Below are 25,890 nucleotides of genomic sequence, written 5' to 3' on the forward strand. Positions count from 1 at the left end.
TTTTTTCAATGAAATAGGTATGACTTTCCAATTAAAAATAAATCCAAATAAAAATGCGATTACACTATACGTAATCGCACTTCATATCCTGTTAATTTGATTGAACCATCTTTGTCCGATAATCGGTTTCATAGTATTCAAGTTCTTCTCTGATTTTTTGAACATCAAATTCCAGTTTTGTAATCAGGCTTTTCAAGCTTTCTGGTGCTTCTTCACGGAATTTTATACAATTGCGCCCTGTATACGCTGAACGGCTGTCCTCAAACCATAAATCACTTTTTGGAGCAAAATATTCTTCAATACATTTATGATATACGCGGTAAAGAACTCGCTCTGCAGCGCCTTTATTAAATGGTTCGTTTTTAAGGACAATCCTGCAAGCCTCTAAGCCTTCTTCACAATAAACCAGCAGCTTGCGGATTGTTGAAAACAAGCCCTTATAATAGAGCTCATCGCCGCTTTTTTCCTCCATCAAACGATCAATTGTCATTTCATTCATGTAAATCTCGAGAGTTTGTACTGTTTGCTCCAAAAATGTTGTTACATCCTCCAACTGGCTCTTCACTAATGTATTACCCAACCGGAACCCTCCCTTAAAAATTCAAACACTTTGATCATGTAAAACTCCACTATTCCTTGTGTTCATTTACTTTCTAATAGGACAACAAACTCTTAACCTTCCCTGGCCATAATCGTTTCTTTTAAGCTCAGTTACTAAATAGTTTACCATATTCAACCTACTTTTTATTGTTGATTAACGTTCAGGGAGGAATAATTTACATTATTATACGACAATTCAAGCTCAAACTTCTGGATTTTTTTCCATTTTATTTAAAATTTCTTTTATTCGGGCGTATGGTAAATCTTTAAAAATAGTTAAAAAGATAGCCTCAGAATTTATATATACCCGTTTTCTTTCATGAAAATGCGAATTTTGCAACAAACAAAGGAGGGCAACAATATCTCTCAACGTATATCCAGTCAGTAATTCCCGAACTGGGGACATCCACTCAGCCTTTTGTTCTAACAAAACTTCTTCAAAATACCGAAGATAAATAACCTGAAATTCTTTTATTTTTCCATTTTGCTTGTATGTCACGGTTGAACGATTGAAAAAATCCTCAGGTGAATTGGGTTTTTCCTTTTCTAACTCATATCCTATACAAGACAAGATTTTCAAGCTTCATCCTCCTTATTCCATCTCTTGGAATTTATGAAAAAACAAATCTGCTTCCTCGTCATTAAATCCATCATCTGTGTCATCCTGCAGCGCCGGCAGCTCGTCCAAAGATTTTAAACCGAAGTAATCCAAAAACTCCTTGGTCGTTCCGTATAAATAGGGTCTTCCCGCCCCTTCTGCACGACCCGTTTCCTGAATTAAAGCCTTGGCCATTAAGGTTTGTAAAGGGCGTTCCGTTTTGACACCGCGGATAGCCTCAATCTCAATTCTGGTTATAGGCTGTTTATAGGCGATAATCGCCAATGTTTCCAGTGAAGCCTGCGAAAGTGTGTGTGCCGAAGGTGTTTCAACAAGCTTTTTCAAATAGGGTGCATGCACTTTTTTTGTCGCCAATTGGTAGACACCGGCCAATTCAACAACACAGATCCCGCGATCTTCATTTTGATATAGCTCTTTAAGATCATATAACGCATCTTTTGCCTCTTCTTCTGTCACTTCCATTACGGATGAAATTTGCTCAAGAGATAACCCTTCATCACCTGCCGCAAAAAGTAATGCTTCCAATATTGATTTCCAATTAACGATATCCAACTGTAAAATCCTCCTGCTTCCATTCTATGAAAATTTCCTCGAAGTTATTTGTTTGTTCCACCTGAATTTCATTTTGCTTCATCAATTCCAGGACAGCAAGAAAGGTGACAACTAACTGCTCTTTTTCCTCTGTGTTAAAGAGAGAGGTAAATAAGACCTTTTCTCTTTTTTCCTTAAGATAATCCTTTATTTCCTGAATCCGTTTATCTATCGTAATTTCCTGACGTGTAATTCGAGTTTGTAACGGTTTTCTTAATTTTTTTCGTCTCATTAATTTTTGAAAGGCGCTCAGCATATCATAAAGGCTGACATCTAAGTCATGGCGTTCCGTTTTTACATCTTCCGTATATGGCGATAAATCAATCGGAGGTTTAGTAAATAATAACGCCCTTTCAGCTTCCATATTTTTAAACTCATCAGCTGCCTCTTTATATTTTTTATATTCAAGCAGCTGTGTAACTAATTCTTCACGAGGATCGTCACTCATCAAGAATTCATCCTCTTCCTCATCCCATTCCTCTTCATGTTTGGGTAGGAGCATTTTACTTTTAATAGCTAAAAGTGTTGCCGCCATGACTAAATATTCACTGGCTATATCCAGTTCCAGCTCCTTCATGGTGTGGATATAGGCAACATATTGTTCGGTGATTTCAGAAACAGGAATATCATAAATATCTATTTCTAATCGATTTATTAAATGCAGTAATAAATCGAGTGGACCTTCAAATGCATCTATCTTTATTTTATAACTCATCTCTTTATAGGCACTCCTACTTATTTCAACTAGTTTAAGTATAATTTAACTCAAGCTTCTTTCCAATAGAATGAACAAATTGATTTTCTAAAAGGTGGGCAAAAGCCCATACATTCCAGTATGGATTACATAGTATGACAATGTAAAGAAAAGATCCAAAGAGGAGGATTCACAAATGGGAGATGGCGCAGTTGGAGGTTACGGTAGCGGATTTGCGCTAATCGTAGTGTTATTCATTCTACTCGTAATTGTTGGAGTAGCTTGGTGTTAATTAAATGATGAATCTAAGGAACAGGCTGTCGACTAGGTTGATAGCCTGTTTCTATTGTTATCAGCTAGATAATCCCGCTCTTCTCACCATTTAAAATCCTTATTCTTTTCTTATCCGTGTTCGTTCATGTATATTTATCTATAATCATAGAGAGATATTGAGGTGACAATAACCAAATGAACTACCCAATTGAGTTCATTCAGTACTTAGCCGAATTTCATGGAAGCAGAGATTATTTTGAATGCCATGAAATACTTGAAGAGTACTGGAAAAAACATCTCCCGTTAGATCGAGAATCTGTATGGGTCGGATTTATCCAGCTGGCCGTCGGTATGTATCATTACCGCAGAAATAATGAATCAGGAGCTATTCGCACCTTACAAAAATCAAAGCAAATTTTAAACAAACATACCGAAGAAATGCATCAATTAGGTATGGATTCAGATGGTTTACTCCAATTACTGACTGACTCCATACATAGGTTAAAAAACAATGAACCATACAAAAGTCCATTTTTGCCGATTGAAGATCCAGATTTGCTCGCGGCCTGCCAAACCATTTGCAAAGAATATGGATATTCATGGAATTGCAGCAGCAATCTTACTGATCCATTATTAGTGAATAGGCATTCTACCCGTGATCGTACAGATGTTATTCAGGAACGATTCAAGCAACTTCAAAAGCGCAGCAAAAATAAATAGAGAAACCCTCTTAAATAAGGGTTTCTCTATTTTCATGCTTTATTATCGGCTTCACAATCCAGACATTTTGAAATAAACTCCGCTGTTATATCTCTGGAAATAATTTCGTATCCCTCATATAATTCAATCAGACAGTTTACCATTTCATGGCCAACTCCCAGTCCCCTATGAGAGGGATTAACGGATAAATCGGTTACCGTAACCGTCTTTCCATCCAAATCTACCCCAATCAGACCTATAATGTCCTCATCTTGTTTCCAAAGATATAGTTGCCTGTCTGATTCTGTTTCATATGATTTAACAGTATTCTGGAGCTTCTTTAAATCTTTTTCATCAGGCATAAAAGATAATAAACCCATTGCGATTTTTTCAAAGCTCTTCTTGTATCTAATTAACATGTTTGATCCCTCATTAAATGAGAATAATAGAATGGTATTTAATAATCTTTCTTATCATACTAGTTTTTAACAATGAATTCAACTGACACAAATGCAAAGTCCTTTCTTTGCCATGCTAGACAACAGACATACATTTTATCCCAAAAAGGCTTTATATATACAATTCTAACGATTCGTACCCTATACAATATAGCCAAAATGGATAGAAATAACTGTAAAAGAATGCAAGAAAGAATAGACAATCTTCCAATTCCATTATAATATGACAGAGTTAACACAATTGGCAATTTGTTTGCCTAGATTACTATAACTACATAAAAAAATGAAACTTTTATCATTTTTTTACGTCTAACTGGTACGGGAGGTTATCACAATGAAAAAACAGCTTTTAAAATTAATGTCAGTTTTGTTGGCAGTTAGTTTTCTCATCCCTAGTGTAGCTTTGGCTGATATGCAAAGAGGCGACATGGTCGTTACACTTGGCGAAAACCTGACTCAGGAACAAAAAAAATTATTGTTAGCTGAAATGGACGCTCCAAAGGATGTAGAGATTGTAACAGTTTCTAATTCAGAAGAGCATAAATACTTGGATGGTAAAATTGCAAGCAGACTGATTGGAACAAAAGCAATCTCCTCTTCATCCATTACGATTGCTGCCAAAGGTTCCGGGATTACGGTCAAAACGAAAAATATCAATTGGGTAACAGAAGATATGTATAAAAACGCCTTGGCGACTGCCGGTATAAAAGATGCAGAGATTTATGTAACGGCTCCTTTTGAAGTTTCCGGTACAGCTGCCTTAACGGGCTTAATTAAAGCATACGAAGTGACAACAGACACCAAAATATCTGAGGAACAAAAACAAGCCGCCAATGAAGAAATGGTTGAAACAGCCAAACTAGGTGACCAAATCGGTACAGATGAAGCTACATCGCTGGTTGAGTCCATTAAAGAAGAGATCGCTGTTAACCCGCCTCAAAATGATGCTGATTTGCGCAGCATCATCGAAAAGGCAGCAGAGCAGCTTGGCATCACGTTAACGGAGCAACAGATCCAGAGCCTAATCGATTTATTTAACAAGCTTCAGGATCTAGGAATTGACTGGAACAAAGTTGGAGAGCAAATAAATGCCGCTAAAGATAAAGTGACCAATTATCTTCAATCAGAAGAAGGGCAATCCTTCCTTGATAAATTAAAAGCATTTTTTGTAAGTCTAATCGACGCAATTAAATCCTTATTCTCCTAATACAATTAGAGGCTGCCGGAAATGGCAGCCTCTAATTATTTATTCATATAATGGCAGGTCATTTTTTATTAGATCTTCAAGACTCTCTCTTCTCACAACAAGACGCGATTCCCCATTTTCTACAAACACAACCGCAGGACGACGGAGCCTGTTGTAGTTATTGGACATTGAGTAACCATATGCACCTGTACAAAAGACCGCCAGCAGATCCCCAGGCTTAACCTTAGGCAGCGGAAGATCCCAAATTAACATATCCCCACTTTCACAGCACTTCCCTGCTATGGCTACTTCTTCAAATACTTCATCATTCAGGCGATTGGCAAGAGCAGCTTCATAATTTGCCTGATAGAGAGCAGGACGAATATTATCACTCATTCCTCCATCAACCGCCCAATATTTACGAGTTCCCGGCACATGCTTACTTGATCCAATTTCGTAAATGGTTGTTCCGGCATCCCCCACCAATGAGCGCCCTGGTTCAATCCAGATTTCCGGCATAGACAGACCAGCTTCTTCAAAATCGGCTTTTACTTCACTCACAATTTCTTCTACATAGCGAGAGACTGGAATAGGCTCATCCTCTTCTGTATAACGGATTCCAAAACCACCACCTAAATTTAAAACCTTTGGTGAAAATCCATATGTTTGATTCCAATTCGCAATTTGTTCACTAATCTTTTTAGCGGCCAAAATAAATCCGGTTGTTTCAAATATTTGTGAACCAATATGGCAGTGTATACCCAGTACGTCAAAATACTCGCTCCGCAGTACAATTTGCAGAGCTTGTTCCGCCTGGCCATTCCATAGATCAAATCCAAATTTAGAATCCTCTTGTCCTGTTAGAATATAATCATGAGTATGCGCTTCAATTCCAGGAGTTACCCGTAAAAGTATGGAGCATCGTTTACCTTTCATTTTGCACAGCTCTTCTAAAATAGCAATCTCGTGAAAATTATCAATTACGATACAGCCAACCCCCGCTTCAAGCGCCATTTCTAATTCATCAACACTTTTATTATTTCCATGTAAATGAATCCGTTCAACCGGAAATCCGGCCTGGAGGGCTGTATACAATTCGCCTGCAGAAACTACATCCAAAGATAGCCCTTCTTCCATAGCAAGCTGAAACATCGCTATGGAAGAAAAAGCTTTGCTCGCATAGGCCACCTGAGCATCAACACCCAGCCTGCCAAACGTATCTCTGAACATTCTTGCCCGTTCTCTAATTAAAGCCACATCATATATGTATAAGGGAGTGCCATGTTGCTCTGCAAGAGAAACAGTATCTACTCCCCCTATTTCTAAATGGCCATGTTCACTCATTTTTCCTGTCCCATAAAAGTGCATGTAAACTCCTCCTTGACGTTATAACAAAAATAGACAGCCATTAATGCTGTCTATTTTTTGAATAGTATAACTACTTTATCACACTAATACCCTAATTCAAAATGAATTATTTTGTACGATCCACCGGATGTAAAATCCGCGGTCTTAAATGTCTGCCAGGCACCGGCCTTCTGATAATAATATTCGAAAGCGCTTTAGGTGCAAATGGGATAAACGGCCATAAATAAGGTGTAGATAACGTATTTAATCTGGTTAGGAAAAAAACGAAGAACGTATTGGCAATCATGTACCCGGGTACATGGAACAAAGCAGTTAATATTAAAATCAGGTACCGCATATATTTATTGGCCAAGCCGAGCTCCAAGCTTGGAGTGGCAAAACTGCCAATCGATGCAATGGCTACATAAAGTAATACCTCGGGTACCATCCAACCAACATCTATGGCTATTTGACCAATTAGGACGGCAGCAATAAGTCCCATGGCTGATGATAAAGGAGCAGGTGTATGTATCGAAGCAATTCTGAGCAGTTCAATTCCAACCTCCGCTACAGCAATCTGTAATAGAATATGAACATGTGCATCATCCTGCGGACCAATAAACTTCATAGTTTCTGGTAGCAAATGGGGTTCCAATACAAATAATAACCATAATGGCAATATAAAAAGAGAAGCAAAAATACCGAGAAAACGGAACCATCTAAGAATGGTGCCCACTGAAGCTGCCTGTCTGTATTCCTCTGCATGCTGGACATGATGAAAAAAGGTCGTCGGTGTAATCATGATACTTGGCGACGTATCTACATAAATAAGGACATGCCCTTCGAGTAAATGGTTGGCTCCTACATCTGCCCGCTCGGTATAGCGAACCATTGGATAAGGATTATACCCTTGATTGACCAAATATTCCTCAACCGTTTTTTCGGCCATCGTCAATCCATCAATTTCAATTGATTTCAGTTCATCCCGAATGATATTAACGAGCTTCGGGTTAGCTACCCCATCAATATATCCAATCGCAATATCTGTTTTGGAGCGTTCTCCAACACGCATAATTTCGAATCGCAAACGTTCATCGCGAATTCTCCTGCGTGTTAAGGCAGTGTTAATAATAATATTTTCAACATAACCGTCCCTTGCTCCTCTTGTGATCCTCTCTGTATCCGGTTCCTGGGGCTGTCTCCCCGGATAACTCCTCACATCTACGATCAGAGCTTTTCCGCTGCCTGCAACAATAATGGAAATCAAGCCTGACAATACCTGATCTACCATTTCATCCATCGTTTGAACAACCTCGACAGATTGTTGTACTAGCCGATTTTTAACCAGGTCATAGATAGGGACATCCAAGGCATTGTCTTCTTGTTCATTAATATCAGTCAATGTCTCTAAAATCTCTATGATAAAACTGGTATCACACAAACCATTAACATAATACATTTGCATCATTGTATCGCGAATCAGGATTTCTCTTACTCCTAAATCAAAACTTACTCCAAGACCCACATTTTTCTCCATGTATTGCTTTACGGCCTGTATGTCACTCGATATGGGTGTTTTCTCCTTTTGATTGGCCTGCATGGTATCCACTCCTTTCGAGAATCAGTTTTACAGCACTAAGTGTTATGGGACTGCCTTTAGCAATATCATCATATTTAGACATTTTGCCTATATCACCAATACCGACAACAATAGGTGCATGAATAGAATCGATACTATAGACTGTATCTCCATTAATTCGTTTAACATCCATTTCTGGTATTCCAAATTTATCAACGCCAAATCCGGTAAGATTCCCTTCGCGATCAATACAGACATCTACTTTTGTCCATTCTTCCTGTTTCGTTTTTGAAGCAACCGCAAGAATTCCAAGAAGATTGATATCAGGGTGTTCCGCAACATATTTCATTAACTGCTCACCAGCCCCTTCTCCGACCAGACCACTGTCATCAAACATAACCAACACCGGGTCATGGGCTGCAGATTTAATGAGTTTAATCAGTTCAGCTCCGCCCATTTTTGTTGGATTTCCATAGGAGGATGAAATGCAGCGACCGCCGATTTCTTTTGCTACATGTTCGATCGTTCTTTTCGCATATTCGTCTCCATCTGTGATAATGATGATATTTCGCTTCCCTTTCAACTCTTTCACCGCCCTATGACTTTTATTGATTATAAACAATCCACTGAAATAGTGAGCCCATTATTTTCCCGAGAACAAGCGCCATCAGAATATATAGAATCCGCTCCTGCATTCCGATTCTTTTTGCCAAGATCGGAAAGACATTTAAAACCTCTGTCAAAGCTGCTGCTAGCATCCCGTTAAAAACGCCGCTAAATATGCCCATGATTGATAGGAGTATCGGAGTTAATCCCAATGAAAAGTCCCATAAGCTGGATATGGTCCCACCTATTGCTCCGAGTATAACCGCACTTTCAAAATAATGAACAGATTTAACCTTCGTAAGCTGTGTAAGCCTTGGTATAATATTAAGGACAGTCAGGAAAGCCACATATCCGGCTCCGACCGATACCCCACCTGAGAATCCAACTATCAGCACAAAAACGAACTCAGTCATCTTTTACGGAAGTAATCGAATGTTTGTTTTCATTCATAATGATGTATTGATCTAAATCCTGCTGATAGTTAAACATCTCTACTTCCATTGGACTTGGTTCATCATTTAATCTTTTTGTGAAAATATGATTAAAGAACAAAATCATCCCAATTCCGAGTCCAAATGAATAGGGTATTTGAAATACAAGTGGATTTGCAGAATGCTTACCGGTAATCATATAATAGAGACGTTCATGCAGCTCCCTCATACTGACATCCTCATGAAAATTCATAATCGCAAAGCCAGCCCCTATAAAAAGGACAATCCACACAAGAATAAACAAAAGGTTCGATACTTTCTTCGTTTTACGTTCTACCTCTACAATTGTTTGCGATGGGCCATAGGTGTCCATTTTCATTTCGGGAAAATGCTGAAAAATTGCTTGGAGAACAACCGTTACATCCAGAATAAAAACATTTTTATTCTTCGAAAATTCACCCAGAACTAAACTTCCAACCTTTTCTTTTACTTCGTCTGTCCCAATTATATTGGCAATATCCGAAAGTCTTATCGGATGGTTCGGCAAAACTTTCGCCCGATATTTTAAACGGATATAAACACATTCCTCCATGAATATTTTCATCCCCATTTCCTAAATTCACATGTATTTATAGTATGGTTAGAAAAATCAGGAACCATACCAAAAATCATAAATTAGTTTATAGAGAGATACATTCAATCGCAAAAAAAGACCGTACGAACCAGCACTCTAGTCCATACGGTCTTTCATTTGATTTAAAATCTTTTTTTCTAATCTAGATACTTGTACCTGGGAGATTCCTAGCCTCTCTGCAACCTCCGTCTGCGTTTGATCCTTATAATACCGTAAATAAACAATTAATTTCTCTCGTTCATCCAATAAGGCGATTGCCTCTTTCAAAGCAATTTTTTCAAACCACTTTGTCTCTGAACTATCTGCTATTTGGTCTAGCAAGGTAATCGGATCGCCGTCATTCTCATAAACCGTTTCATGGATTGAAGAAGGCGATCGGCTTGCCTCCTGTGCCATAATGATTTCCTCAGGTGATAAATCCAAATACTCACTGATTTCTGTAATGGTTGGCGTCCGTCCGAAGTGCTTAGATAATTCATCCTTCGCTCTTCTGATTTTGTTGGACATTTCCTTCAATGAACGACTGACTTTTACCGTGCCGTCATCACGAATGAAACGCTGAATCTCTCCAATAATCATGGGAACTGCATAGGTTGAAAATTTAACATTATAGGATAAATCAAATTTATCTACAGATTTCAATAAACCAATACACCCTATTTGAAATAAGTCATCTGGTTCATATCCTCTGTTAAGAAATCTTTGTACAACTGACCATACAAGCCTCATGTTTTTCTGGATGATTTCGTCTCTAGCTAATTGGTCACCTTGCTGGCTTTGAAGTATAAGTGTTTTTACCTCTTCGTCCTTAAGCTGGGCGGTCTTTTTACCCTTTTTGACTTCCACATCCATTGTATTAGTCTCCTTAATTACATAAAGCTTTGCTTTTGGAAAGATTTTTCATAAGCCTTACCTCTGTTCCTTCACCTCTGGATGAATCGATATAAATCTCATCCATAAAGTTCTCCATTATGGTAAAGCCCATACCGGACCTTTCCAATTCTGGCTTTGTTGTATACAAAGGCTGCCTTGCTTCATCGATATCTCTGATTCCAATGCCATTATCCCGGATTGTCAGTTCCACTCTTTCTTCCTCAAGATCCAATATCGCAGTGATATAGATTTTGCCCTTGGCATCTCCCTCATATCCATGGATAATCGCGTTGGTGACCGCCTCCGATACAACCGTTTTAATTTCGGTTAACTCATCAAGTGTAGGATCCAATTGCGCGATGAAAGCTGCCACCGTAATCCGTGCAAATGATTCGTTTTGACTCAATGCAGAAAATTCTATAGCCATTTCGTTTTTCATTTACGCTACCCCCAATCCCTGTATAGCTGCTTCCTCTGAAGATTCAAGACGAAGAATTTTAAACATTCCGGACATCTCAAATAACCTATGAACAGAAGGCGAGATGGCACAAACAATCATTTCCCCTTCAAATTGCTGAATTTGTTTATATCTGCCTAAGATCACCCCAAGACCGGAGCTATCCATAAAACTCAACTCGCCCAAATTTAAAATGATATGGCGAATGCCACCAGTTTCTATTAATTGAGATGCCTTGTTCTTTAAATCCTCCGCCGTATGATGATCCAATTCTCCCTTCAGGCGAATACATAATATATCCTCAATCGTCTTCATATCAATTTCTAGACTCACAGTACCTTTGCCCCCTTCAAAGAAAGTATAGTGGTGATTTTCGCCAAGCTCCACTTCAATTCCTTCTTAAAGACAAAACTAGTGATATTCTCTTTCTATTCGTTTAATTTCGCATACCAATGCTTATTCGTCGCCGGTATGGGTAAACATGCCGAAAGAACGCTTAAATAAATCAAACCAGCTTGCTCGTTTTACATCTTTTGATGCAATAAGAGGGGTTTCTGAAATTACTTTGTCGTCTCTCATCATTTTTAAGACACCAAGCTGATCCCCTTTTTTGATTGGGGCCTGTACATCTTTTTTCAGTACGATATTCGGACGGATATTCACATTGTCTTCCCCTTTTTTATTTAAAAGAGAAACTGAATCGTTTGTGACCAGACTTACTTTCTTCTGTTGACCTTTTTCAATTTTCAAAAGTGCAAGAGGCTGTTCTTTCTTATAGACCGGACGTGATTGATAATTAGCAAAGGCATAATCCAGCATTTTTGTAATTTGAGAATTTCGTTCCTTTGGATTCTCAGCTCCAAATACAACTGCAATGACTCGTAAATTATCTTTTTTAGCTGTTGCGGTTAAGCAATATCCTGCTTGATGTGTAAAACCTGTTTTTAATCCGTCCACACCTGGGTAAAATTTCACCAGTTTGTTCGTATTCACAAGCCAGAATTTTTTATCTGAATCCTCACGTAAGTAAGATTCATATAAACTCGTAAAATTTGTGATTTCCTCATGCTTTAGTAACTCTTTTGCTATAGTCGCCATATCAAATGCTGAACTGTAATGATCAGTTGTCGGCAGTCCCGTACAATTTTGAAATTTAGTGTTCTTCAATCCCAATTCCTGCACTTTGGCATTCATTCTTTTCACGAATTCCTCTTCGCTTCCAGCAATTTTTTCAGCCATGGCAACGGAGGCATCATTCCCTGAACCAATCGCAATTCCTCTAAGCATTTGATCAACTGTCATTTCCTCACCTGGTTCAAGGAATATTTGCGAACCACCCATTGAGGCAGCATATTCACTTGTTCGAACTTTATCTTCCATCGTTATACGCTTTTGATCTAATGCCTCCATGATTAACAGCATAGTCATAATCTTCGTCATGCTGGCGGGAGACAGCCGCTCATCTTTATTTTTATCATATATGACAGAACCCGTATCCTTTTCTATCAGTATTGCTGACTTCGTTTTAGGTGCTAAATCTAATTCCGCCGTTTTTGTTTTTTCGGCTGCAAATGATGGTACAGACATACTTAAAGTGAACACTACTACTAATAAAGCTGAAACATACCGTTTCATGGACAGACCTCCTACTCATGATAAATTCCAGTTTTACCAACAACACCACTTTTATACAGTCCAGAATCTTATCTCAGATAAAATTATATTTCCTGATGAGGACCTAACTAATTTGAATGAAGATTTTAAATATGCAGTCTTAATTTCAAAGGGAACTCTAGCTATTTCTGTGTTAGTAGGAACCAAATTAACTAACATTAGATGTTCTGAAATTAAATTATCGAGCAAAACTCGAGAGGAGAGAAATTTGAGCCTGTAAATCATAAAAACATCCTTATTTTTAAAGGGAATTGGTTAAAGTGAAGACTTTTCAGTCTGCTTTTTATAATCAGTATTTAAATTTCATCTATATAACAGGCAACCTATAAACAATTGAGCGAAATTTTATAGCAATAGTTCGATTTTGAAAGGAATTGAGCGAAAAGGGAGTGGAATTGAGCGATATTTCAATTTATTGAGCGAACGGTAAAGCAATTAGCGGAAAATGAGGTTAATTGAGCGGGAATTCTGGTGATTGAGCGATCATGTAAGACTCTTAAGCGATTAGCATGGCTATTGTGCGATCATTAAGCATTTGAACGAACGATTTACACAGTAATTGAATCAAATTTGGACACTAGAGCAATTTATATCAGGCCAAAGTGAATTATTTATTCATTTTACCCTAGCATGTCATTACGCATGGTATCTTACTCCTACTATTAACCGTAAAAAAATAGAGGCTATCTAATAAAAACTATTAGACAGCCTCCTGTTAAAACTTACTTACGCTTCAATTTTCATTTCTGATACGATTGATTTCACTAAGTTCAAGAACGTAGATTTTACTTTTTCAGTCGTTTCAATTACCTCGTCATGTGCCAAAGGCTGATCCAGGATTCCAGCAGCCATGTTTGTAATGCATGAAATACCGAGTACCTTCATGCCTCCATGAGCAGCAACGATAACTTCAGGAACTGTTGACATTCCCACTGCATCTCCGCCTAAAATACGTGCCATTCTTACTTCTGCTGGTGTTTCATAAGTAGGACCTGTAAATCCAATGTAAACACCTTTTTGAATCGCAATATTTTGTTTAGAAGCAACTTGTTCTGCCAATTCCACTAATGATTTTGTATAAGCACTTGTCATATCAGGGAATCTTGGTCCAAACTCACTGTGATTCGGTCCAATTAATGGGTGTGCGCCCATGTAATTAATATGATCTGTGATAATCATCAAATCACCAGGCTTGAAGCTTTCATTTACTCCGCCTGCTGCATTTGTTACAAGAATATGCGTCATTCCCATTGCCTTCATAACACGTACCGGGAATGTAACTTCTTGCATGGAATATCCTTCATAATAGTGGAAACGCCCCTGCATAGCCGCTACTGTTTTGCCTGCCAGCGTTCCAACAACAAGTTGGCCGGCATGTCCTTCAACAGTAGAAACTGGGAAATGAGGTATTTCACTGTATGGGATTACAGTGGCATTTTCAATTTCATCAGCCAATACTCCCAACCCTGAACCAAGAATCAATCCTAGTTCCGGCTTTTGACCGGATACCTCTAAAATATGCGCTGCTGCTTCATTTACTTTTTCAAACATTCTGTTCTCTCCTTTTAATTTAGTTCCTTAAGGAAGCTTACTCCATGCTCAGGCATTTTCACACCGAAGTTATCAGCAACGGTTGCACCAATGTCCGCAAATGTACTGCGGATCGGCAGTTCTTTACCTTCTTTAAATTGTTTGGAGTATACAAGTAAAGGAACATATTCTCTCGTATGGTCTGTTCCAGGATGAACCGGATCATTACCATGGTCTGCTGTAATAATTAGCAGATCGTCTTCCTTCATTTTATCCAGTACTTCCTGCAATCTTCCATCGTACTCTTCTAATGCTTTACCGTACCCAATAGGATCGCGTCTGTGGCCAAATACAGCATCAAAATCAACAAGGTTCAGGAAGCTTAGACCAGTAAAGTCCATGTCCAATGTTTGGACCTGCTTATCCATTCCATCCATATTACTTGTTGTGCGAAGCGCTTTTGTTACGCCCTCGCCATCGTAGATATCAGCAATTTTCCCAATGGAGATTACATCAAAGTTACTATCCTTCAACTCATTCATTACCGTGCGTCCAAATGGTTTTAACGCATAATCATGGCGATTTGGCGTACGTTTGAAATCACCAGGCTCTCCAACGAATGGGCGAGCAATAATTCTGCCTACCATATATTCTTCACGAAGAGTCATTTCTCTGGCAATTTCACAGATACGATAGAGCTCTTCAAGAGGTACTACATCCTCATGAGCTGCAATTTGCAGAACGGAGTCAGCAGAAGTGTACACGATTAATGCTCCGGTTTTTACGTGTTCTTCTCCCAATTCTACTAGGATTTCTGTACCGCTCGCCGGTTTATTCCCAATAATTTTTCTGCCGCTCTTTTCTTCCAGCTCCTGAATTAATTCCGGCGGAAATCCATCCGGAAATACACGGAACGGTGTATCAATGCGCAGCCCCATGATTTCCCAGTGGCCAGTCATCGTATCTTTCCCATTGGATGCCTCTTGCATTTTTGTATAATAAGCCATTGGCTTGACTGCCTTTTGAATCCCTTTAATTTCTCTGATGTTTGACAAGCCTAATTTACCCATGACAGGCATGTTCAACCCATTCATTTTTTCAGCTATATGTCCAAGTGTATCCGAACCTTTATCGCCAAATTTCTCTGCATCAGGCGCTTCACCAATCCCAACAGAATCCATTACAGTTAAAAATACTCGCTTAAATTTCATACCTGAAACCTCCAGCTTCTTTTATATGTAGGTTACCCTTTCTCAACGCCTGTAATCTTCCATAAATTTCAGTAGAATTTACGGGTCAAAAGTTGCAGGCGTCAGAGGTCTGACTTCTTTATTTTACATCACCGGGGAAACGTTGCCAATTTAAGTTTACCAAATTTTAATAGTTTTATTTTTCGGTATTCACTCAATATTCAAAAAGTCTTTAGACCTACTGCTTATTTCTTTTTAGAAACGTGTTCAAAAATAAAGACGGCACCTTACCGGAAGCCGCCGTAACTATCCTAAACTTAGAGAATCCCCTTTTAAGCTCGGGGATGGAACTTACTGTATACATCCTTTAAACGGACATTCGTGACATGTGTATATATTTGTGTTGTCGAGATATCAGCATGTCCGAGCATCTCCTGAACAGCCCGCAAATCCGCACCATTCATTAGTAAATGAGTGGCAAATGAGTGGCGAAGGGTGTGAGGTGTCAATGACTTTTGAATATTCGCCTGCTCAGCAAGCTTCTTGATAATTTTCCATAACCCTTGGCGGCTGAGACGTCCGCCGTGATGATTCAAAAATAAAGCATCCGATTTATTCTTTTGGCTAACCAATCTAGGTCTACCTGATGTTAAGTAGGTGGTAATCGAATCAAGGGCCATTTGCCCCACCGGGATAATTCGCTCTTTATTTCCCTTCCCTATACAGCGAACAAATCCCATTTCTATATGTACATTATCAATATTTAACTCTATTAATTCACTAACCCGCATACCAGTTGCATAGAGCAGCTCTAAAATAGCCTTATCCCGTATACCGAAAGCGTCAGCTGGGTTAGGTGCATTCAGCAATGCCTCCGTTTCCTCCTGGCTTAAAACCTTTGGCAATGATTTCTCAGTATGAGGGCTTTCAATCAAGACAGACGGATCTGTTTCCGAAATACGTTCCCTTAATAAAAATTGATGGAAGGATCGAATGGAAGCTGTATGGCGTGCCAGCGTTTTGGACGATTTTCCATCATCCCTTAATTTACCCAGGAACTGGACAATATGAACACGGGAAACGTCCTTCCAGTTGTCAATTTGTTGATTTTTCAAAAACTTATAATAGGAATCCAAATCTCGTTTATACGATAGGAGGGTGTTTTTAGCCAACCCTTTTTCGATTGTTAAATAATGGATAAAATCCTGCAATGGATCTTTCATTTTCATTTACTCCCCATCTAAATAAAATAGAAAGAGTCTTTCTCTCCATCCAGGCTCCTCTTCATCATTGATGGATTGAAAAACCTTTACAGCCGTTCCCTTAGGCTCGTCATAGCGATGATAATTTTCATATTCCTCATTAAACCAAACAATAGCAAAATAAAATAATATCGTAAAGCCAACAAACATGATGAATACCTTGCTTGTTTGCCAAAATAATTTAATCAAATTTCTCATAATTCTCTAGTCCTCCAGGCCTTTTTATCAATTTATGCCTGTTTGGACATGTTTTATACATATCATCCACGTTTTATGAGTAAAAGATAAAACCTTTCCACAACGGAAAGGCTTATCTTGCATGGTTATTCCCGGACCCTGCAGTCTCCGGCTCTTCTTTTTTATCTTGGCAACGATGGCAAACCCCATGAAATGTCAGGCGATGATCCTTAATTTTGAATCTGAATTTCTGTTCAACAATCGGTTCTACATCATCTAATAAATCTTCAAGAATTTCATCTACTGCTCCACATTCTATACAGACTAAATGGTGATGAAAATGCGCTGCTCCCTCTTGTCGCAAATCATAACGGGATACCCCATCACCAAAATTAATTTTATCTACTATTTTAAGCTCAGTAAGCAATTCAAGCGTTCTATATACAGTTGCCAAACCGATTTCCGGTGCTTTTTCTTTAACGAGCAAATATACATCCTCTGCACTTAAATGGTCTTCTTCATTCTCGAGCAACACTCTAACCGTGGCCTCTCGCTGCGGCGTCAGCTTGTAACTTGAAGAATGTAATTGCTTTTTTATTCGATCTAATCTAGATTCCAACCCTTTTCCTCCTCGCCGCTGAATCTGTCCGGATTTCATCATCATATTATAGAAGAAGGCAAAAAGGGATTATGAGTCCGGCCTTCTATCACCATTTATAGTATAGCAAAAAAAACGTCCATGTAAAATATAATAATTATAAACAACTTATAATAATGATTATTATCTAATAATTATTATTAACTCATATTATCAATTACAGCTTTCATTAGCCCCGGTGATAAAAAGGATTCAATCAAGGCTGCAACAACAAAAGACACTAAGGCCATTCCAAGCAACAGAGAATACTGGAAAAAATAAGGCCTTAATTTTTCGCGGCTTGATTTTAAAAATTGGCGTTTAATCATTTTAATGGAGATAATGACGGCGCATGATGCCATGATAATGGTTACGGGTACAAGGATGATATTCTGAGGTAATATGGATACACACGCAAGCATAAAGCCCTGCCACCCTGTTTGGCTAACCAAAAAACCGACAGTAAAGCCGATCACGATTCCTTTTATAAAAAGAAGGATTAAAATCATTGGTAACCCGATAATCGAGATTCCAAGAATCCACATTAAGATAATAAACTTCGCATTCTCCTGAAAGCTATAGATGAAAATTTCACTGCTTGCACTGACTTTCCCTTGCTTTAATTCTCCGAAGAACTGAGACAAATAATAAAACAGGTCCTCTTTCTGAGTTAAAGATAAGCTGTTGACAATAATTGCCCCAAAAATGATTCCCATCAGGAATAGGACCATAATAAAAATGAAAATAGATAAATGATCTTTAATATGAAAAAGCAAAGCTCTTTTATAATACGATTTTTTCACAGGGGAATTCTCCTCTCCGGTTCCATTACTAGATTCTATGTATTTACTAGAGATTGTATTCTAGTAAAAAATAAATTCTTACTAGTCTAAATAGTATGATATAATCTCTTTAATTTACATAAAAGGAGGAGATTGGCATGAATCCGATCCTGATGGACATACCAGAAAAACTTGATGGAAGCCGAATTTATTTGCGTTCTTGCAAGCCGGGAGACGGGCCTATGGTCCATGATGCCATATTGGCTTCAAAAGAAGATTTAAAACCCTGGATGCCCTGGGCTAATCGAGATCAGACATTAGAGGAGACAGAGGACAATTTACGAAGAGCACAGGCAGAGTTTATTTTAAGAGAAGATATACGTCTATATGTGATGAGAAAAGAAGATAATATTTTCCTTGGTTCCACCGGACTACATAGAATGAATTGGGAAACAAGAAAGTTCGAGATCGGATATTGGATGGATTCTCGTTACACTAAAAAAGGATATATGACAGAGGCTGTTGAATTATTGACGAACTTCACATTCGATAAATTACTAGCTAACCGGGTGGAAATTCGCTGTGATTCAAAAAACATAAACTCCAGACGGATTCCTGAAAAACTGGGTTACACTCTTGAAGGGACATTAAGACACGACAGCTATGATTCTACAGGTACCTCCCTTCGTGATACATGCATTTTCTCTAAAATCAGAAGTGATTTGTAAAATAGAAAAAAGGGCAGTGAATGCTATTCACTGCCCTTTTTCTCCATTAATCCGTAATAATCTTCCCGTAAATACCGCCTCCGCCTTTTTGCAGAGACAATGTACCACCCCGTGCCTGATAGATGAGCATGGCTATTTTTTCAGGAACTAGCCCCTTTAGCTCCTCCAGGCTGGCTTCATGGATGACAGCCATTTCTGAACCAAAACCAGCTACTAATTTATCCAATGTTCTCGGTCCTAGCCCTGGAATAAACTCAAGCGGGATATGATGAATATAAGGCGGTCTCTCTTGCAGAACATCTCCCAGCTCTGCATCTGCAAGATCATTGATACGTTCAGCTACTCCACGTGTCACCTGATTAGAGCCGCAATAAGGACAGCGCTCTGAATACACAGCTAGAGTTTCGCCGCAATTCTCGCAAACTGTTTCATGGTATTTACCTAAATACGGATTCAGTCCGTAATTAGCTAAAATGGCACGTCCTTCTTCTTGTTGAAGTGCTTTATGCCATTCGGTAAAGTTAGGCTCCTGCAGCAACAGTTTTTGATATTCACGAGCCAGCTTTGGCAACGAATGTGCATCACTATTTGTTAAAAAGGGATAGCGGTTCAGCTCGCTTAACTTGGATGCCATTGTCGTATCAGCACTGAGCCCCAGCTCAACAGCGTCAATCCAGTCTGGATTCAGAACCTCGTTTAGGCTCTTTAAGACCCCTCTGCCGTACAAACTTTTATGGGGAGTAAAAATATGTGCAGGGATAAATAACCCGCTCAAATCCTTTACTTTTTTCTGCAATACGGTAGCACTCTCATAAATACGCTGAGAGCTGAGAGTATTATTTTTAACTCTCGCTGCAAACCATTCCGAAAACAGCTTCATTTTTTCAAGAGTAGGGAAATAAGCCAGCACATGAATGGGCCCTTTGCAGTTTTCATCATTGATTTCAATCTCACTGCCCGGAATCAAAACGGTACCGTCTTTATGTTGAAGACCGCCGCCCTCGAGTTCTTTCATCTCTCCTTTTGCCATGAGCCCCTCAAGTTCTTCTATCACCTCAGGAACATGGCAGTCGATGACCCCAACCATATCGAGTCCTTTTCTTGTCGCAGCATATTCAAGAATAGTTGAAATCGTTAGGGTCCGCGCTCCTGTAATTTTGACAGGCTTCCCTGATTTCGTTCTCCCCACATGAATATGAAAATCCGCGTAATATGTCTTCATTATTTAGACAGTGCCTCTTGGAGCTGTAAATATTGAACCGCATAGGCTGTTTTGGCATCCTGAATTCTCTCTTCTTTAATCAGTTCCAAAGCCTCTTCTAATGTGACTTCCATCAAGTCCACGAATTCATCCTCATCAAGGCCTCTTGCATCTTCCTTTTTAGAAAGACCCTTAGCCAGGTAAATATGTACAATCTCATCTGCAAATCCAGGCGATGTGTAGAGGGAAATAATATGTTCAATGGACTCGCAGGCATATCCGGTTTCCTCTTCCATCTCGCGAACCACACAATCTCTTGGATCTTCACCGGCATCCAATTTACCGGCAGGAATTTCAACTAACGCTTTTTCCATCGGCTTACGGTATTGCTCAACAAGCACGAGCTTATTTTCATCTGTAACGGCAATCACTGCGACCGCTCCAGGATGTTTAATTAATTCTCTGGTCGACGTCTTTCCATTCGGAAGAAGCACTTCATCCACACGTACATCTAAAATTCTTCCTTTAAAAATAGGTTCTGATTTGATCGTTTTCTCTTCATATTTGTACATCGTTAAATCTCTCCTTTTGTTCTAAAAAGCATTCCTCTGTTCATACATTTTACCATATAGCATGTCCAAAGGGGTGCGTTATGAAAATATGGATCAGTGACAATCAAATCATTTTGAGCGGAAAAGCTTGGGAAGTAAAAGAGAAATTAAAGCAATATAGCAATCAATATGTGTATGTTACGGACTGGCTGCAGGCCGCTCGGCAAATAAAATGACGGATTTAACTCCTTCCATTACAATAAAGAAAAGACACACTGTAATAGCGAAAGGAGATTTCCTGTGAAAAAGAGACAAATTGGAGAATCTGACTTATATGTTACGGAGATGGGACTAGGATGCATGTCTCTCGGCAAAGACGAAAAACAAGCCCGACTAATACTGGAGACAGCTATCGAACACGGAATCAACTATTTTGATACAGCCGATTTGTATGATTTTGGCCTTAATGAGGAAATGGTCGGAAGGGTGTTAAAACCATATCGACAGAACCTGATATTAGCTACAAAGGGCGGTAACAGATGGAATGACGAGAAAACTTCATGGTCCTGGGACCCTTCGCGAACCTATATTAAGCAGGCCGTAAAGGATAGCCTAAAGCGTTTACAGACCGATTATATCGATTTATACCAGCTTCATGGCGGTACAATAGACGATCCCTTGGATGAAACCATTTCTGCCTTTGAAGAATTAAAGAAAGAAGGCTATATACGTGAGTACGGCATTTCCTCTATCCGTCCCAATGTCATCAAGGAATTTGCAAACCACTCAAGTATCATATCGGTCATGATGCAATACAGCCTTCTCGATCGAAGACCGGAGGAATGGATGCCGTTACTGAAGGAGCATCAAATCAGCATCATTGCTAGAGGCCCTGTAGCAAAAGGCCTTTTAACAGAGGAAATGTTAAATAAAGCTTCCGATTCTATCCGTGAAAATGGATATTTGGACTATACATATGAGGAGCTAGAGTCTCTGCTTCCATCCATTCAAGAAAAAATAGCGAGCCGTTCCATGAATGAACTGGCTTTACAATATATCCTCTCTTCTAAAGCGGTAGCTGCTGTGATCCCTGGGGCAAGCAGCGAAAAACAATTACTTGAAAATATAAAGGCTATAAACAGCAAACCGTTAGCAGCCGAAGAGCTGGAACTATTGCGCTCTTTAACTAAAGCAAATAAATATGAGACACATCGCGATTAAACGGGAGTCAGGCTATTTCATCTAAATAGCCTGATTCCTTTTCTTATTTTTATCCTATACATAGAATAACCAGTCGAAATCTTCCCGTTGGTAATCACAATAAAAATAATCATTCGTTTTTGAATCATACACATAATCCTGCTGGCACTCTTCGAAATGGTCAACAATCCATTTCATGGCTGAAATAAATTGGTAGGCTTCCGCATTCGTCATGGTTGGATGAATGGAAAATCGAATCCATCCAGGTTTAACCTCTAAATTGCCCTGATCAACCAATTCCATGATTTGTTGGGAACTCTCCTTGGAGATTCCCAATAAATAATGCCCATACGTTCCCGCACAGGAACATCCGCCCCGTACCTGAATTCCAAACCGGTCATTTAATAGTTTAACAATCAGATTATAGTGTACCCCCGGAATCATAAATGAAATAATACCCAATCGTTCTTCTTTCTCTGGTTCGAGAACCTTAATTTCAGGTATGGATAACAATCCCGGAAGAAGGATGGAAAGCAATTCTTTCTCTCTTGCCAACATATTGTCTACCCCCATTTCCTCCTTTAGCCTTATACATAATGCTGTTCGAATGCATTGCAGGATTCCTGGTGTTCCACCGTCCTCCCTCGTTTCAATATCCTCATAATAGCTTTTGTTTCCCCACGGATCCGTCCAATTGACAGTGCCGCCGCCAGGATGATCAGGTATGTGGTTGTGATACAAATTTTTATTAAAAATTAAAACACCACTCGTACCGGGTCCGCCCAGGAATTTATGCGGAGAAAAACAAATCGCATCCAGCTGTTCTGCAGGATTCTCGGGATGCATATTGATATTTACATATGGAGCGCATGCAGCAAAGTCTATCACACAGATACCACCGTGCTTATGCATCACGCTTGCCAGTTCATGATATGGAGTAATGAGTCCGGTTACATTGGAGCATGCGGTAAAAGCACCGATTTTCAACGGTCTGTTTGAATAGGATTGTAACTGCCGTTCTAATTGCTCCGGACTGACATTCCCTTTTTGATCAGGTTCCACGATAACTACATCGGAAATCGTCTCAAGCCAGGAGGTATGGTTGGAATGATGTTCCCGATGGGTAATAAATACAACCGGTCTTTCCTCAGGCTTTAGTTCAAGCCTCGATTCCCATTTTTCTGGTATGCGCAAGCCAAGTATACGTTGAAATTTGTTAATGACCGACGTCATTCCAAAGCCATCAAGGAGAATCGCATCATCCGGACCAGCGTTTACATGCTCTTTTATGATTTTCTTTGCATGATGATACGCATTCGTCATGAATGAGCCGGTTTGGTTTGATTCCGTATGGGTATTTGCCATAAACGGTCCAAATTCCTTCGTGATTTTATCCTCTATCGGTTTATATAATCTTCCGCTTGCTGTCCAGTCCGCATATATAATCGGCTTTTCTCCGTATGGGGTTGAAAACGTTTTGTCATTTCCTATAATGTATTTGCGAAAATCATGGAAATATTGCTCCAGCTCTCCAAACCATTCTCGCTGATGATTTCCAATTCTTGCCCTCAGCAATCCTGTTCACCTTCTATCTGCATAAGTCAGTAACAGTATATGAATAAAAAGCCTATTGGTTATTGCCGTGGAGAAAATAGTACTTTCTTACAAAAAAGCCCTATCACTTTTCAGTGATGAGGGCCTTCCATTATTCTTCCATTGATTTCTCAGTTTTAAATTTCCCTGTCAGAGCAATAAGTTCATTTGTAATTTGAGCAAGTCCATTAGCATATTCTGCTGTCTCTTTTACCATCGCATTCTGTTCCTCTGCGGATGCAGAAACTTCTTCAGCAGAAGCCGCTGATTCCTGAATGGTTGTGGATGTCTCTTCAATCATGCCCTCAACTCTTTTAACATCTTCATTAATCATTTGAAAGGACTCAGTTAATTTCTCTAAATGATTCTTTGTATACCCAACCTTTTCATTTATGATTGTCAGTGTACTGCTGCCTTCCATCACTGTTTCAACCTGAGTACGGAACTGATTTAAATTATTTTCCATAACGTTCATCGTGTTAAATGTGTCTTTTTGAATTTTATTAATTAAATCCTTGATCTCTTCAGTAGCTTTATTTGTCTGTTCGGCCAGCTTACGTACTTCATCTGCCACTACTGCAAAGCCTCTCCCTTGCTCCCCCGCTCTTGCGGCTTCAATAGCTGCATTCAGAGCCAATAGGTTCGTTTGGGCCGAAATATCTGTAATAAACCGAATTATATTTTCAATTTCATTTGCTCGTTCGCCTAAATGCTTCACTTGTTCGTTGGCATGAGCAATATCGTCACCAAGTGCTACTAATACCTGCAGTCCTTCGAGAATCATCACTTGTCCATCCCTTGCTATAAGTGATGATTCCTCTGCATTGCCCAATGTTTCTTTTGTAAAATAAGTCCCTGTTTCAACCTGTTTTGTAATATTCACCATTGTCTCAAAGATATGGTTAGCTTTATGTGATTGAGTATCAATTCCAGATGCGATATACGAAACAGTGGTGGCAATTTGATCAGCAGCCACACCGGTTTGCTGAGTACCCTCTGCCATCTTAACGGTATTGGCATGGATTTTATCAGATGATTCCTTGATGGCACCTATTAAGTACACAAGCTCTGTACGCATTTGTTCCATTCCACTCGCAAGTGTGCCGATTTCATCCTTTGTTTCTGCAACAATTGGTTCTGTTAAATTTCCCTTGGCAATCAACATGACTTGTTTAGATAACTTCTCTATTCCCCGAGTAACCGGACGTGTCACTCTATAAACCATGGTGTAGCCGATCGCTAGGTTCATAACAAAAACCGTTAACGCAGTCGTTAAGGCCTTTCTCGTCTGCTCTGTCAATTGATTTATATCCTTATGAATTCCATCAACAGCCTGTTTCTGTAAGTCACCAAGCTGCTGTTCCATAGTTTGTTCAAATTGAGTAAAGATCACCTTAGGCTCATTACCAGCTTCTATCCCCTTTTCTGTGAAACTCTCAGCCATTAGCTGCCCGGATTGATAAAACTCGGTAAAGGAATCTGCTAATGAATCCAATTTTCCGGATGATACACCCAGTTTTTTTAAATCCTCGGCATGATTCTTAAATTCTTCTGCATACGTATCAGCCAACGAATAAGTATCAATCGTGTCCGAGCCTTTCGTAGCACTGATTCCTTTGAATACCTGCTGCACCTGAATAACATTGACTTTCATTTGATCTGTTAGTAGTACAATCTCTAAGGAACTCTTATTTATTTCCTGAATGCGCTTTTCATTCGAATACAGATTGTAAGCGAGAACAGCAGCTACTATTAAACTTAAAACAGTAACGCTGATAAAAGTGATAACAATTTTTCGCCTGATATTCATCTCTAAAATTCCTCCAAAAATTCCCGATATATCTTCCCGTTATCTATATCGGCCAGTTCTGCGTAATATGTAACCATTTTGTGGAGAAACCTATAATTTTTTGCAGAAATAATGGTAAATAGTGGTTAGAACTATTTACTTATACAAATAAAAAGACCACCCTGCTTTGCAGTGCCTCGAAAAGGTAGTGTTCAACTTCCTTTTAAGAGTGCATTACATTTAGGGTGGTCCCTTCCTTTATCCCTTAAACTGCTTCCAGTTCAGATTGCTCTCATTTAATAGCTCTTCAAAGCTTTTATTTTTCTCGCGGCGTTTTCGTTCCTCACGCTTTTGTTTTTCCATTTGCTGTATTCGACGTTGCTCTTCTTCCTTTAATTCACCTTTTTTATTCTGCAATTGGCTCAAAATATCTTGATTTAGCAGATCTCCCAAGCTAATTGAGCCATCATCGTTTTTCTTGGATGGTTTATGTTTCATCATCGGATATTAGCTCCTTTTTTCTTTCTAT

At 39.1% G+C, this 25,890-nt stretch carries 31 protein-coding genes; 6 read left to right on the forward strand and 25 right to left on the reverse strand.

Features of this window, described 5'->3' with window-relative positions:
* Positions 1-91: 91 nt before the first annotated feature.
* The 4 genes from FHY47_RS06690 to FHY47_RS06705 all read right to left on the reverse strand — a co-directional run bounded on the left by FHY47_RS06690 (position 92) and on the right by FHY47_RS06705 (position 2,525).
* Positions 92-580, reverse strand: a complete 489-nt coding sequence (locus tag FHY47_RS06690) for a DUF3907 family protein (RefSeq protein ID WP_139891712.1) — start codon at positions 578-580, stop codon at positions 92-94.
* 222 nt (positions 581-802) lie between these two features.
* Positions 803-1,180 carry a hypothetical protein gene (locus FHY47_RS06695; protein WP_139891710.1) on the reverse strand — a complete coding sequence of 126 codons (378 nt, stop codon included), beginning with the start codon at positions 1,178-1,180 and terminating at the stop codon, positions 803-805.
* A 12-nt stretch (positions 1,181-1,192) separates the two neighbouring features.
* The gene (scpB, locus tag FHY47_RS06700; RefSeq protein WP_066107622.1) at positions 1,193-1,771 is read right to left on the reverse strand and encodes an SMC-Scp complex subunit ScpB; all 579 of its coding nucleotides are present in this window, start codon (positions 1,769-1,771) and stop codon (positions 1,193-1,195) included.
* On the reverse strand, positions 1,758-2,525 hold the full coding sequence (locus tag FHY47_RS06705) for a segregation/condensation protein A (RefSeq protein ID WP_066107623.1): 768 nt from the start codon (positions 2,523-2,525) through the stop codon (positions 1,758-1,760). The genes scpB and FHY47_RS06705 overlap by 14 nt, the downstream gene beginning before the upstream one ends.
* 175 nt (positions 2,526-2,700) lie before the next feature.
* Between FHY47_RS06705 and FHY47_RS06710 the strand changes: the two genes are divergently transcribed.
* Both FHY47_RS06710 and FHY47_RS06715 read left to right on the forward strand, forming a co-directional pair.
* Positions 2,701-2,796, forward strand: coding sequence for a YjcZ family sporulation protein (locus FHY47_RS06710; protein ID WP_066107625.1), 96 nt, complete (start codon positions 2,701-2,703; stop codon positions 2,794-2,796).
* 176 nt (positions 2,797-2,972) lie between these two features.
* Positions 2,973-3,497: a DUF309 domain-containing protein gene (locus FHY47_RS06715; protein ID WP_148629915.1), complete on the forward strand. Its 525-nt coding sequence runs from the start codon at positions 2,973-2,975 to the stop codon at positions 3,495-3,497.
* A 32-nt stretch (positions 3,498-3,529) separates the two neighbouring features.
* On the opposite strand, the gene FHY47_RS06720 is transcribed toward FHY47_RS06715, so the two are convergent.
* Positions 3,530-3,895 carry a GNAT family N-acetyltransferase gene (locus FHY47_RS06720; RefSeq protein WP_066107629.1) on the reverse strand — a complete coding sequence of 122 codons (366 nt, stop codon included), beginning with the start codon at positions 3,893-3,895 and terminating at the stop codon, positions 3,530-3,532.
* Positions 3,896-4,268: 373 nt separating this feature from the next.
* Between FHY47_RS06720 and FHY47_RS06725 the strand changes: the two genes are divergently transcribed.
* Positions 4,269-5,141 carry a DUF1002 domain-containing protein gene (locus tag FHY47_RS06725; protein WP_066107633.1) on the forward strand — a complete coding sequence of 291 codons (873 nt, stop codon included), beginning with the start codon at positions 4,269-4,271 and terminating at the stop codon, positions 5,139-5,141.
* 39 nt (positions 5,142-5,180) lie between these two features.
* Here FHY47_RS06725 and lysA read toward each other — a convergent pair whose 3' ends face one another.
* From lysA to spoIIM, 15 genes are all read right to left on the reverse strand, one after another.
* Positions 5,181-6,488, reverse strand: a complete 1,308-nt coding sequence (gene lysA / locus FHY47_RS06730; RefSeq protein WP_148629917.1) for a diaminopimelate decarboxylase — start codon at positions 6,486-6,488, stop codon at positions 5,181-5,183.
* Between the two features lie 106 nt (positions 6,489-6,594).
* Positions 6,595-8,067 carry a spore germination protein gene (locus FHY47_RS06735; RefSeq protein ID WP_148629919.1) on the reverse strand — a complete coding sequence of 491 codons (1,473 nt, stop codon included), beginning with the start codon at positions 8,065-8,067 and terminating at the stop codon, positions 6,595-6,597.
* A complete protein-coding gene (spoVAEA, locus tag FHY47_RS06740) occupies positions 8,027-8,629 on the reverse strand; it encodes a stage V sporulation protein SpoVABEA (protein WP_066107642.1) in 603 nt (200 codons plus the stop codon). The genes FHY47_RS06735 and spoVAEA overlap by 41 nt, the downstream gene beginning before the upstream one ends.
* A 22-nt stretch (positions 8,630-8,651) precedes the next feature.
* Entirely contained in the window at positions 8,652-9,065 is a 414-nt protein-coding gene (locus FHY47_RS06745) for a stage V sporulation protein AB (RefSeq protein ID WP_140461617.1), read from the reverse strand.
* Positions 9,058-9,675 (reverse strand): stage V sporulation protein AA, encoded by a 618-nt coding sequence (locus FHY47_RS06750; RefSeq protein WP_066107645.1) that lies wholly within the window; start codon positions 9,673-9,675, stop codon positions 9,058-9,060. Before FHY47_RS06750 ends, FHY47_RS06745 begins: the two co-directional genes overlap by 8 nt.
* A gap of 138 nt (positions 9,676-9,813) precedes the next feature.
* On the reverse strand, positions 9,814-10,569 hold the full coding sequence (gene sigF / locus FHY47_RS06755) for an RNA polymerase sporulation sigma factor SigF (protein ID WP_066107647.1): 756 nt from the start codon (positions 10,567-10,569) through the stop codon (positions 9,814-9,816).
* A 13-nt stretch (positions 10,570-10,582) separates the two neighbouring features.
* Positions 10,583-11,029, reverse strand: coding sequence for an anti-sigma F factor (gene spoIIAB, locus FHY47_RS06760; RefSeq protein ID WP_066107650.1), 447 nt, complete (start codon positions 11,027-11,029; stop codon positions 10,583-10,585).
* Positions 11,030-11,380: an anti-sigma F factor antagonist gene (gene spoIIAA / locus FHY47_RS06765; protein ID WP_066107855.1), complete on the reverse strand. Its 351-nt coding sequence runs from the start codon at positions 11,378-11,380 to the stop codon at positions 11,030-11,032.
* Between the two features lie 123 nt (positions 11,381-11,503).
* A complete protein-coding gene (locus FHY47_RS06770; protein ID WP_148629921.1) occupies positions 11,504-12,682 on the reverse strand; it encodes a D-alanyl-D-alanine carboxypeptidase family protein in 1,179 nt (392 codons plus the stop codon).
* 765 nt (positions 12,683-13,447) lie between these two features.
* Complete coding sequence (locus FHY47_RS06775; protein ID WP_139891702.1) at positions 13,448-14,272, reverse strand: purine-nucleoside phosphorylase; 825 nt, start codon at positions 14,270-14,272, stop codon at positions 13,448-13,450.
* Between the two features lie 14 nt (positions 14,273-14,286).
* Positions 14,287-15,462, reverse strand: a complete 1,176-nt coding sequence (gene deoB / locus FHY47_RS06780; RefSeq protein WP_066107658.1) for a phosphopentomutase — start codon at positions 15,460-15,462, stop codon at positions 14,287-14,289.
* A 311-nt stretch (positions 15,463-15,773) separates the two neighbouring features.
* Positions 15,774-16,664, reverse strand: a complete 891-nt coding sequence (gene xerD, locus FHY47_RS06785) for a site-specific tyrosine recombinase XerD (protein ID WP_066107858.1) — start codon at positions 16,662-16,664, stop codon at positions 15,774-15,776.
* A gap of 6 nt (positions 16,665-16,670) precedes the next feature.
* Positions 16,671-16,901: a YqzK family protein gene (locus FHY47_RS06790; RefSeq protein ID WP_066107661.1), complete on the reverse strand. Its 231-nt coding sequence runs from the start codon at positions 16,899-16,901 to the stop codon at positions 16,671-16,673.
* A 112-nt stretch (positions 16,902-17,013) separates the two neighbouring features.
* The gene (gene fur / locus FHY47_RS06795) at positions 17,014-17,499 is read right to left on the reverse strand and encodes a ferric iron uptake transcriptional regulator (protein WP_066107665.1); all 486 of its coding nucleotides are present in this window, start codon (positions 17,497-17,499) and stop codon (positions 17,014-17,016) included.
* A 179-nt stretch (positions 17,500-17,678) separates the two neighbouring features.
* Positions 17,679-18,320: a stage II sporulation protein M gene (gene spoIIM, locus FHY47_RS06800; RefSeq protein WP_066107668.1), complete on the reverse strand. Its 642-nt coding sequence runs from the start codon at positions 18,318-18,320 to the stop codon at positions 17,679-17,681.
* Between the two features lie 137 nt (positions 18,321-18,457).
* Between spoIIM and FHY47_RS06805 the strand changes: the two genes are divergently transcribed.
* Positions 18,458-19,027 carry a GNAT family N-acetyltransferase gene (locus tag FHY47_RS06805; protein ID WP_066107671.1) on the forward strand — a complete coding sequence of 190 codons (570 nt, stop codon included), beginning with the start codon at positions 18,458-18,460 and terminating at the stop codon, positions 19,025-19,027.
* A gap of 46 nt (positions 19,028-19,073) precedes the next feature.
* Here FHY47_RS06805 and FHY47_RS06810 read toward each other — a convergent pair whose 3' ends face one another.
* The gene (locus FHY47_RS06810; RefSeq protein ID WP_148629924.1) at positions 19,074-20,249 is read right to left on the reverse strand and encodes an endonuclease Q family protein; all 1,176 of its coding nucleotides are present in this window, start codon (positions 20,247-20,249) and stop codon (positions 19,074-19,076) included.
* The gene (locus tag FHY47_RS06815) at positions 20,249-20,800 is read right to left on the reverse strand and encodes an NUDIX domain-containing protein (protein ID WP_139891700.1); all 552 of its coding nucleotides are present in this window, start codon (positions 20,798-20,800) and stop codon (positions 20,249-20,251) included. The genes FHY47_RS06810 and FHY47_RS06815 overlap by 1 nt, the downstream gene beginning before the upstream one ends.
* Before the next feature lie 80 nt (positions 20,801-20,880).
* Between FHY47_RS06815 and mciZ the strand changes: the two genes are divergently transcribed.
* Complete coding sequence (gene mciZ, locus FHY47_RS06820) at positions 20,881-21,015, forward strand: Z-ring formation inhibitor MciZ (protein WP_077248152.1); 135 nt, start codon at positions 20,881-20,883, stop codon at positions 21,013-21,015.
* A gap of 64 nt (positions 21,016-21,079) precedes the next feature.
* Positions 21,080-22,000, forward strand: a complete 921-nt coding sequence (locus FHY47_RS06825; RefSeq protein ID WP_148629927.1) for an aldo/keto reductase — start codon at positions 21,080-21,082, stop codon at positions 21,998-22,000.
* 54 nt (positions 22,001-22,054) lie between these two features.
* Here the strand turns inward: FHY47_RS06825 and FHY47_RS06830 are convergent, their stop codons facing one another.
* The 3 genes from FHY47_RS06830 to FHY47_RS06840 form a co-directional block, all read right to left on the reverse strand.
* A complete protein-coding gene (locus tag FHY47_RS06830) occupies positions 22,055-23,554 on the reverse strand; it encodes an aminotransferase class V-fold PLP-dependent enzyme (RefSeq protein ID WP_140461619.1) in 1,500 nt (499 codons plus the stop codon).
* A 130-nt stretch (positions 23,555-23,684) separates the two neighbouring features.
* Positions 23,685-25,382 carry a methyl-accepting chemotaxis protein gene (locus FHY47_RS18880; protein WP_066107687.1) on the reverse strand — a complete coding sequence of 566 codons (1,698 nt, stop codon included), beginning with the start codon at positions 25,380-25,382 and terminating at the stop codon, positions 23,685-23,687.
* 237 nt (positions 25,383-25,619) lie between these two features.
* A complete protein-coding gene (locus FHY47_RS06840; RefSeq protein ID WP_306821548.1) occupies positions 25,620-25,862 on the reverse strand; it encodes a YqkE family protein in 243 nt (80 codons plus the stop codon).
* Positions 25,863-25,890: the final 28 nt, after the last annotated feature.

The sequence above is a fragment of the Bacillus sp. E214 genome (assembly GCF_008087365.1).
Taxonomy (GTDB): domain Bacteria; phylum Bacillota; class Bacilli; order Bacillales; family Pradoshiaceae; genus Pradoshia.

What these genes read in the sequence shown, in the direction of transcription:
- FHY47_RS06750 (WP_066107645.1), bottom strand. Translation starts at nt 9,675, where the DNA reads ATGGAGGAATGTGTTTATATCCGTTTAAAATATCGGGCGAAAGTTTTG.
- deoB (WP_066107658.1), bottom strand. Translation starts at nt 15,462, where the DNA reads ATGAAATTTAAGCGAGTATTTTTAACTGTAATGGATTCTGTTGGGATT.
- FHY47_RS06770 (WP_148629921.1), bottom strand. Translation starts at nt 12,682, where the DNA reads ATGAAACGGTATGTTTCAGCTTTATTAGTAGTAGTGTTCACTTTAAGT.
- FHY47_RS06725 (WP_066107633.1), top strand. Translation starts at nt 4,269, where the DNA reads ATGAAAAAACAGCTTTTAAAATTAATGTCAGTTTTGTTGGCAGTTAGT.
- FHY47_RS06710 (WP_066107625.1), top strand. Translation starts at nt 2,701, where the DNA reads ATGGGAGATGGCGCAGTTGGAGGTTACGGTAGCGGATTTGCGCTAATC.
- FHY47_RS06815 (WP_139891700.1), bottom strand. Translation starts at nt 20,800, where the DNA reads ATGTACAAATATGAAGAGAAAACGATCAAATCAGAACCTATTTTTAAA.
- FHY47_RS06705 (WP_066107623.1), bottom strand. Translation starts at nt 2,525, where the DNA reads ATGAGTTATAAAATAAAGATAGATGCATTTGAAGGTCCACTCGATTTA.
- FHY47_RS06840 (WP_306821548.1), bottom strand. Translation starts at nt 25,862, where the DNA reads ATGATGAAACATAAACCATCCAAGAAAAACGATGATGGCTCAATTAGC.
- FHY47_RS06745 (WP_140461617.1), bottom strand. Translation starts at nt 9,065, where the DNA reads ATGACTGAGTTCGTTTTTGTGCTGATAGTTGGATTCTCAGGTGGGGTA.
- FHY47_RS06810 (WP_148629924.1), bottom strand. Translation starts at nt 20,249, where the DNA reads ATGAAGACATATTACGCGGATTTTCATATTCATGTGGGGAGAACGAAA.
- FHY47_RS18880 (WP_066107687.1), bottom strand. Translation starts at nt 25,382, where the DNA reads ATGAATATCAGGCGAAAAATTGTTATCACTTTTATCAGCGTTACTGTT.
- mciZ (WP_077248152.1), top strand. Translation starts at nt 20,881, where the DNA reads ATGAAAATATGGATCAGTGACAATCAAATCATTTTGAGCGGAAAAGCT.
- FHY47_RS06790 (WP_066107661.1), bottom strand. Translation starts at nt 16,901, where the DNA reads ATGAGAAATTTGATTAAATTATTTTGGCAAACAAGCAAGGTATTCATC.
- xerD (WP_066107858.1), bottom strand. Translation starts at nt 16,664, where the DNA reads ATGAAAGATCCATTGCAGGATTTTATCCATTATTTAACAATCGAAAAA.
- spoIIAB (WP_066107650.1), bottom strand. Translation starts at nt 11,029, where the DNA reads ATGAAAAACGAAATGGCTATAGAATTTTCTGCATTGAGTCAAAACGAA.
- sigF (WP_066107647.1), bottom strand. Translation starts at nt 10,569, where the DNA reads ATGGATGTGGAAGTCAAAAAGGGTAAAAAGACCGCCCAGCTTAAGGAC.
- FHY47_RS06720 (WP_066107629.1), bottom strand. Translation starts at nt 3,895, where the DNA reads ATGTTAATTAGATACAAGAAGAGCTTTGAAAAAATCGCAATGGGTTTA.
- FHY47_RS06715 (WP_148629915.1), top strand. Translation starts at nt 2,973, where the DNA reads ATGAACTACCCAATTGAGTTCATTCAGTACTTAGCCGAATTTCATGGA.
- FHY47_RS06775 (WP_139891702.1), bottom strand. Translation starts at nt 14,272, where the DNA reads ATGTTTGAAAAAGTAAATGAAGCAGCAGCGCATATTTTAGAGGTATCC.
- FHY47_RS06805 (WP_066107671.1), top strand. Translation starts at nt 18,458, where the DNA reads ATGAATCCGATCCTGATGGACATACCAGAAAAACTTGATGGAAGCCGA.
- lysA (WP_148629917.1), bottom strand. Translation starts at nt 6,488, where the DNA reads ATGCACTTTTATGGGACAGGAAAAATGAGTGAACATGGCCATTTAGAA.
- FHY47_RS06735 (WP_148629919.1), bottom strand. Translation starts at nt 8,067, where the DNA reads ATGCAGGCCAATCAAAAGGAGAAAACACCCATATCGAGTGACATACAG.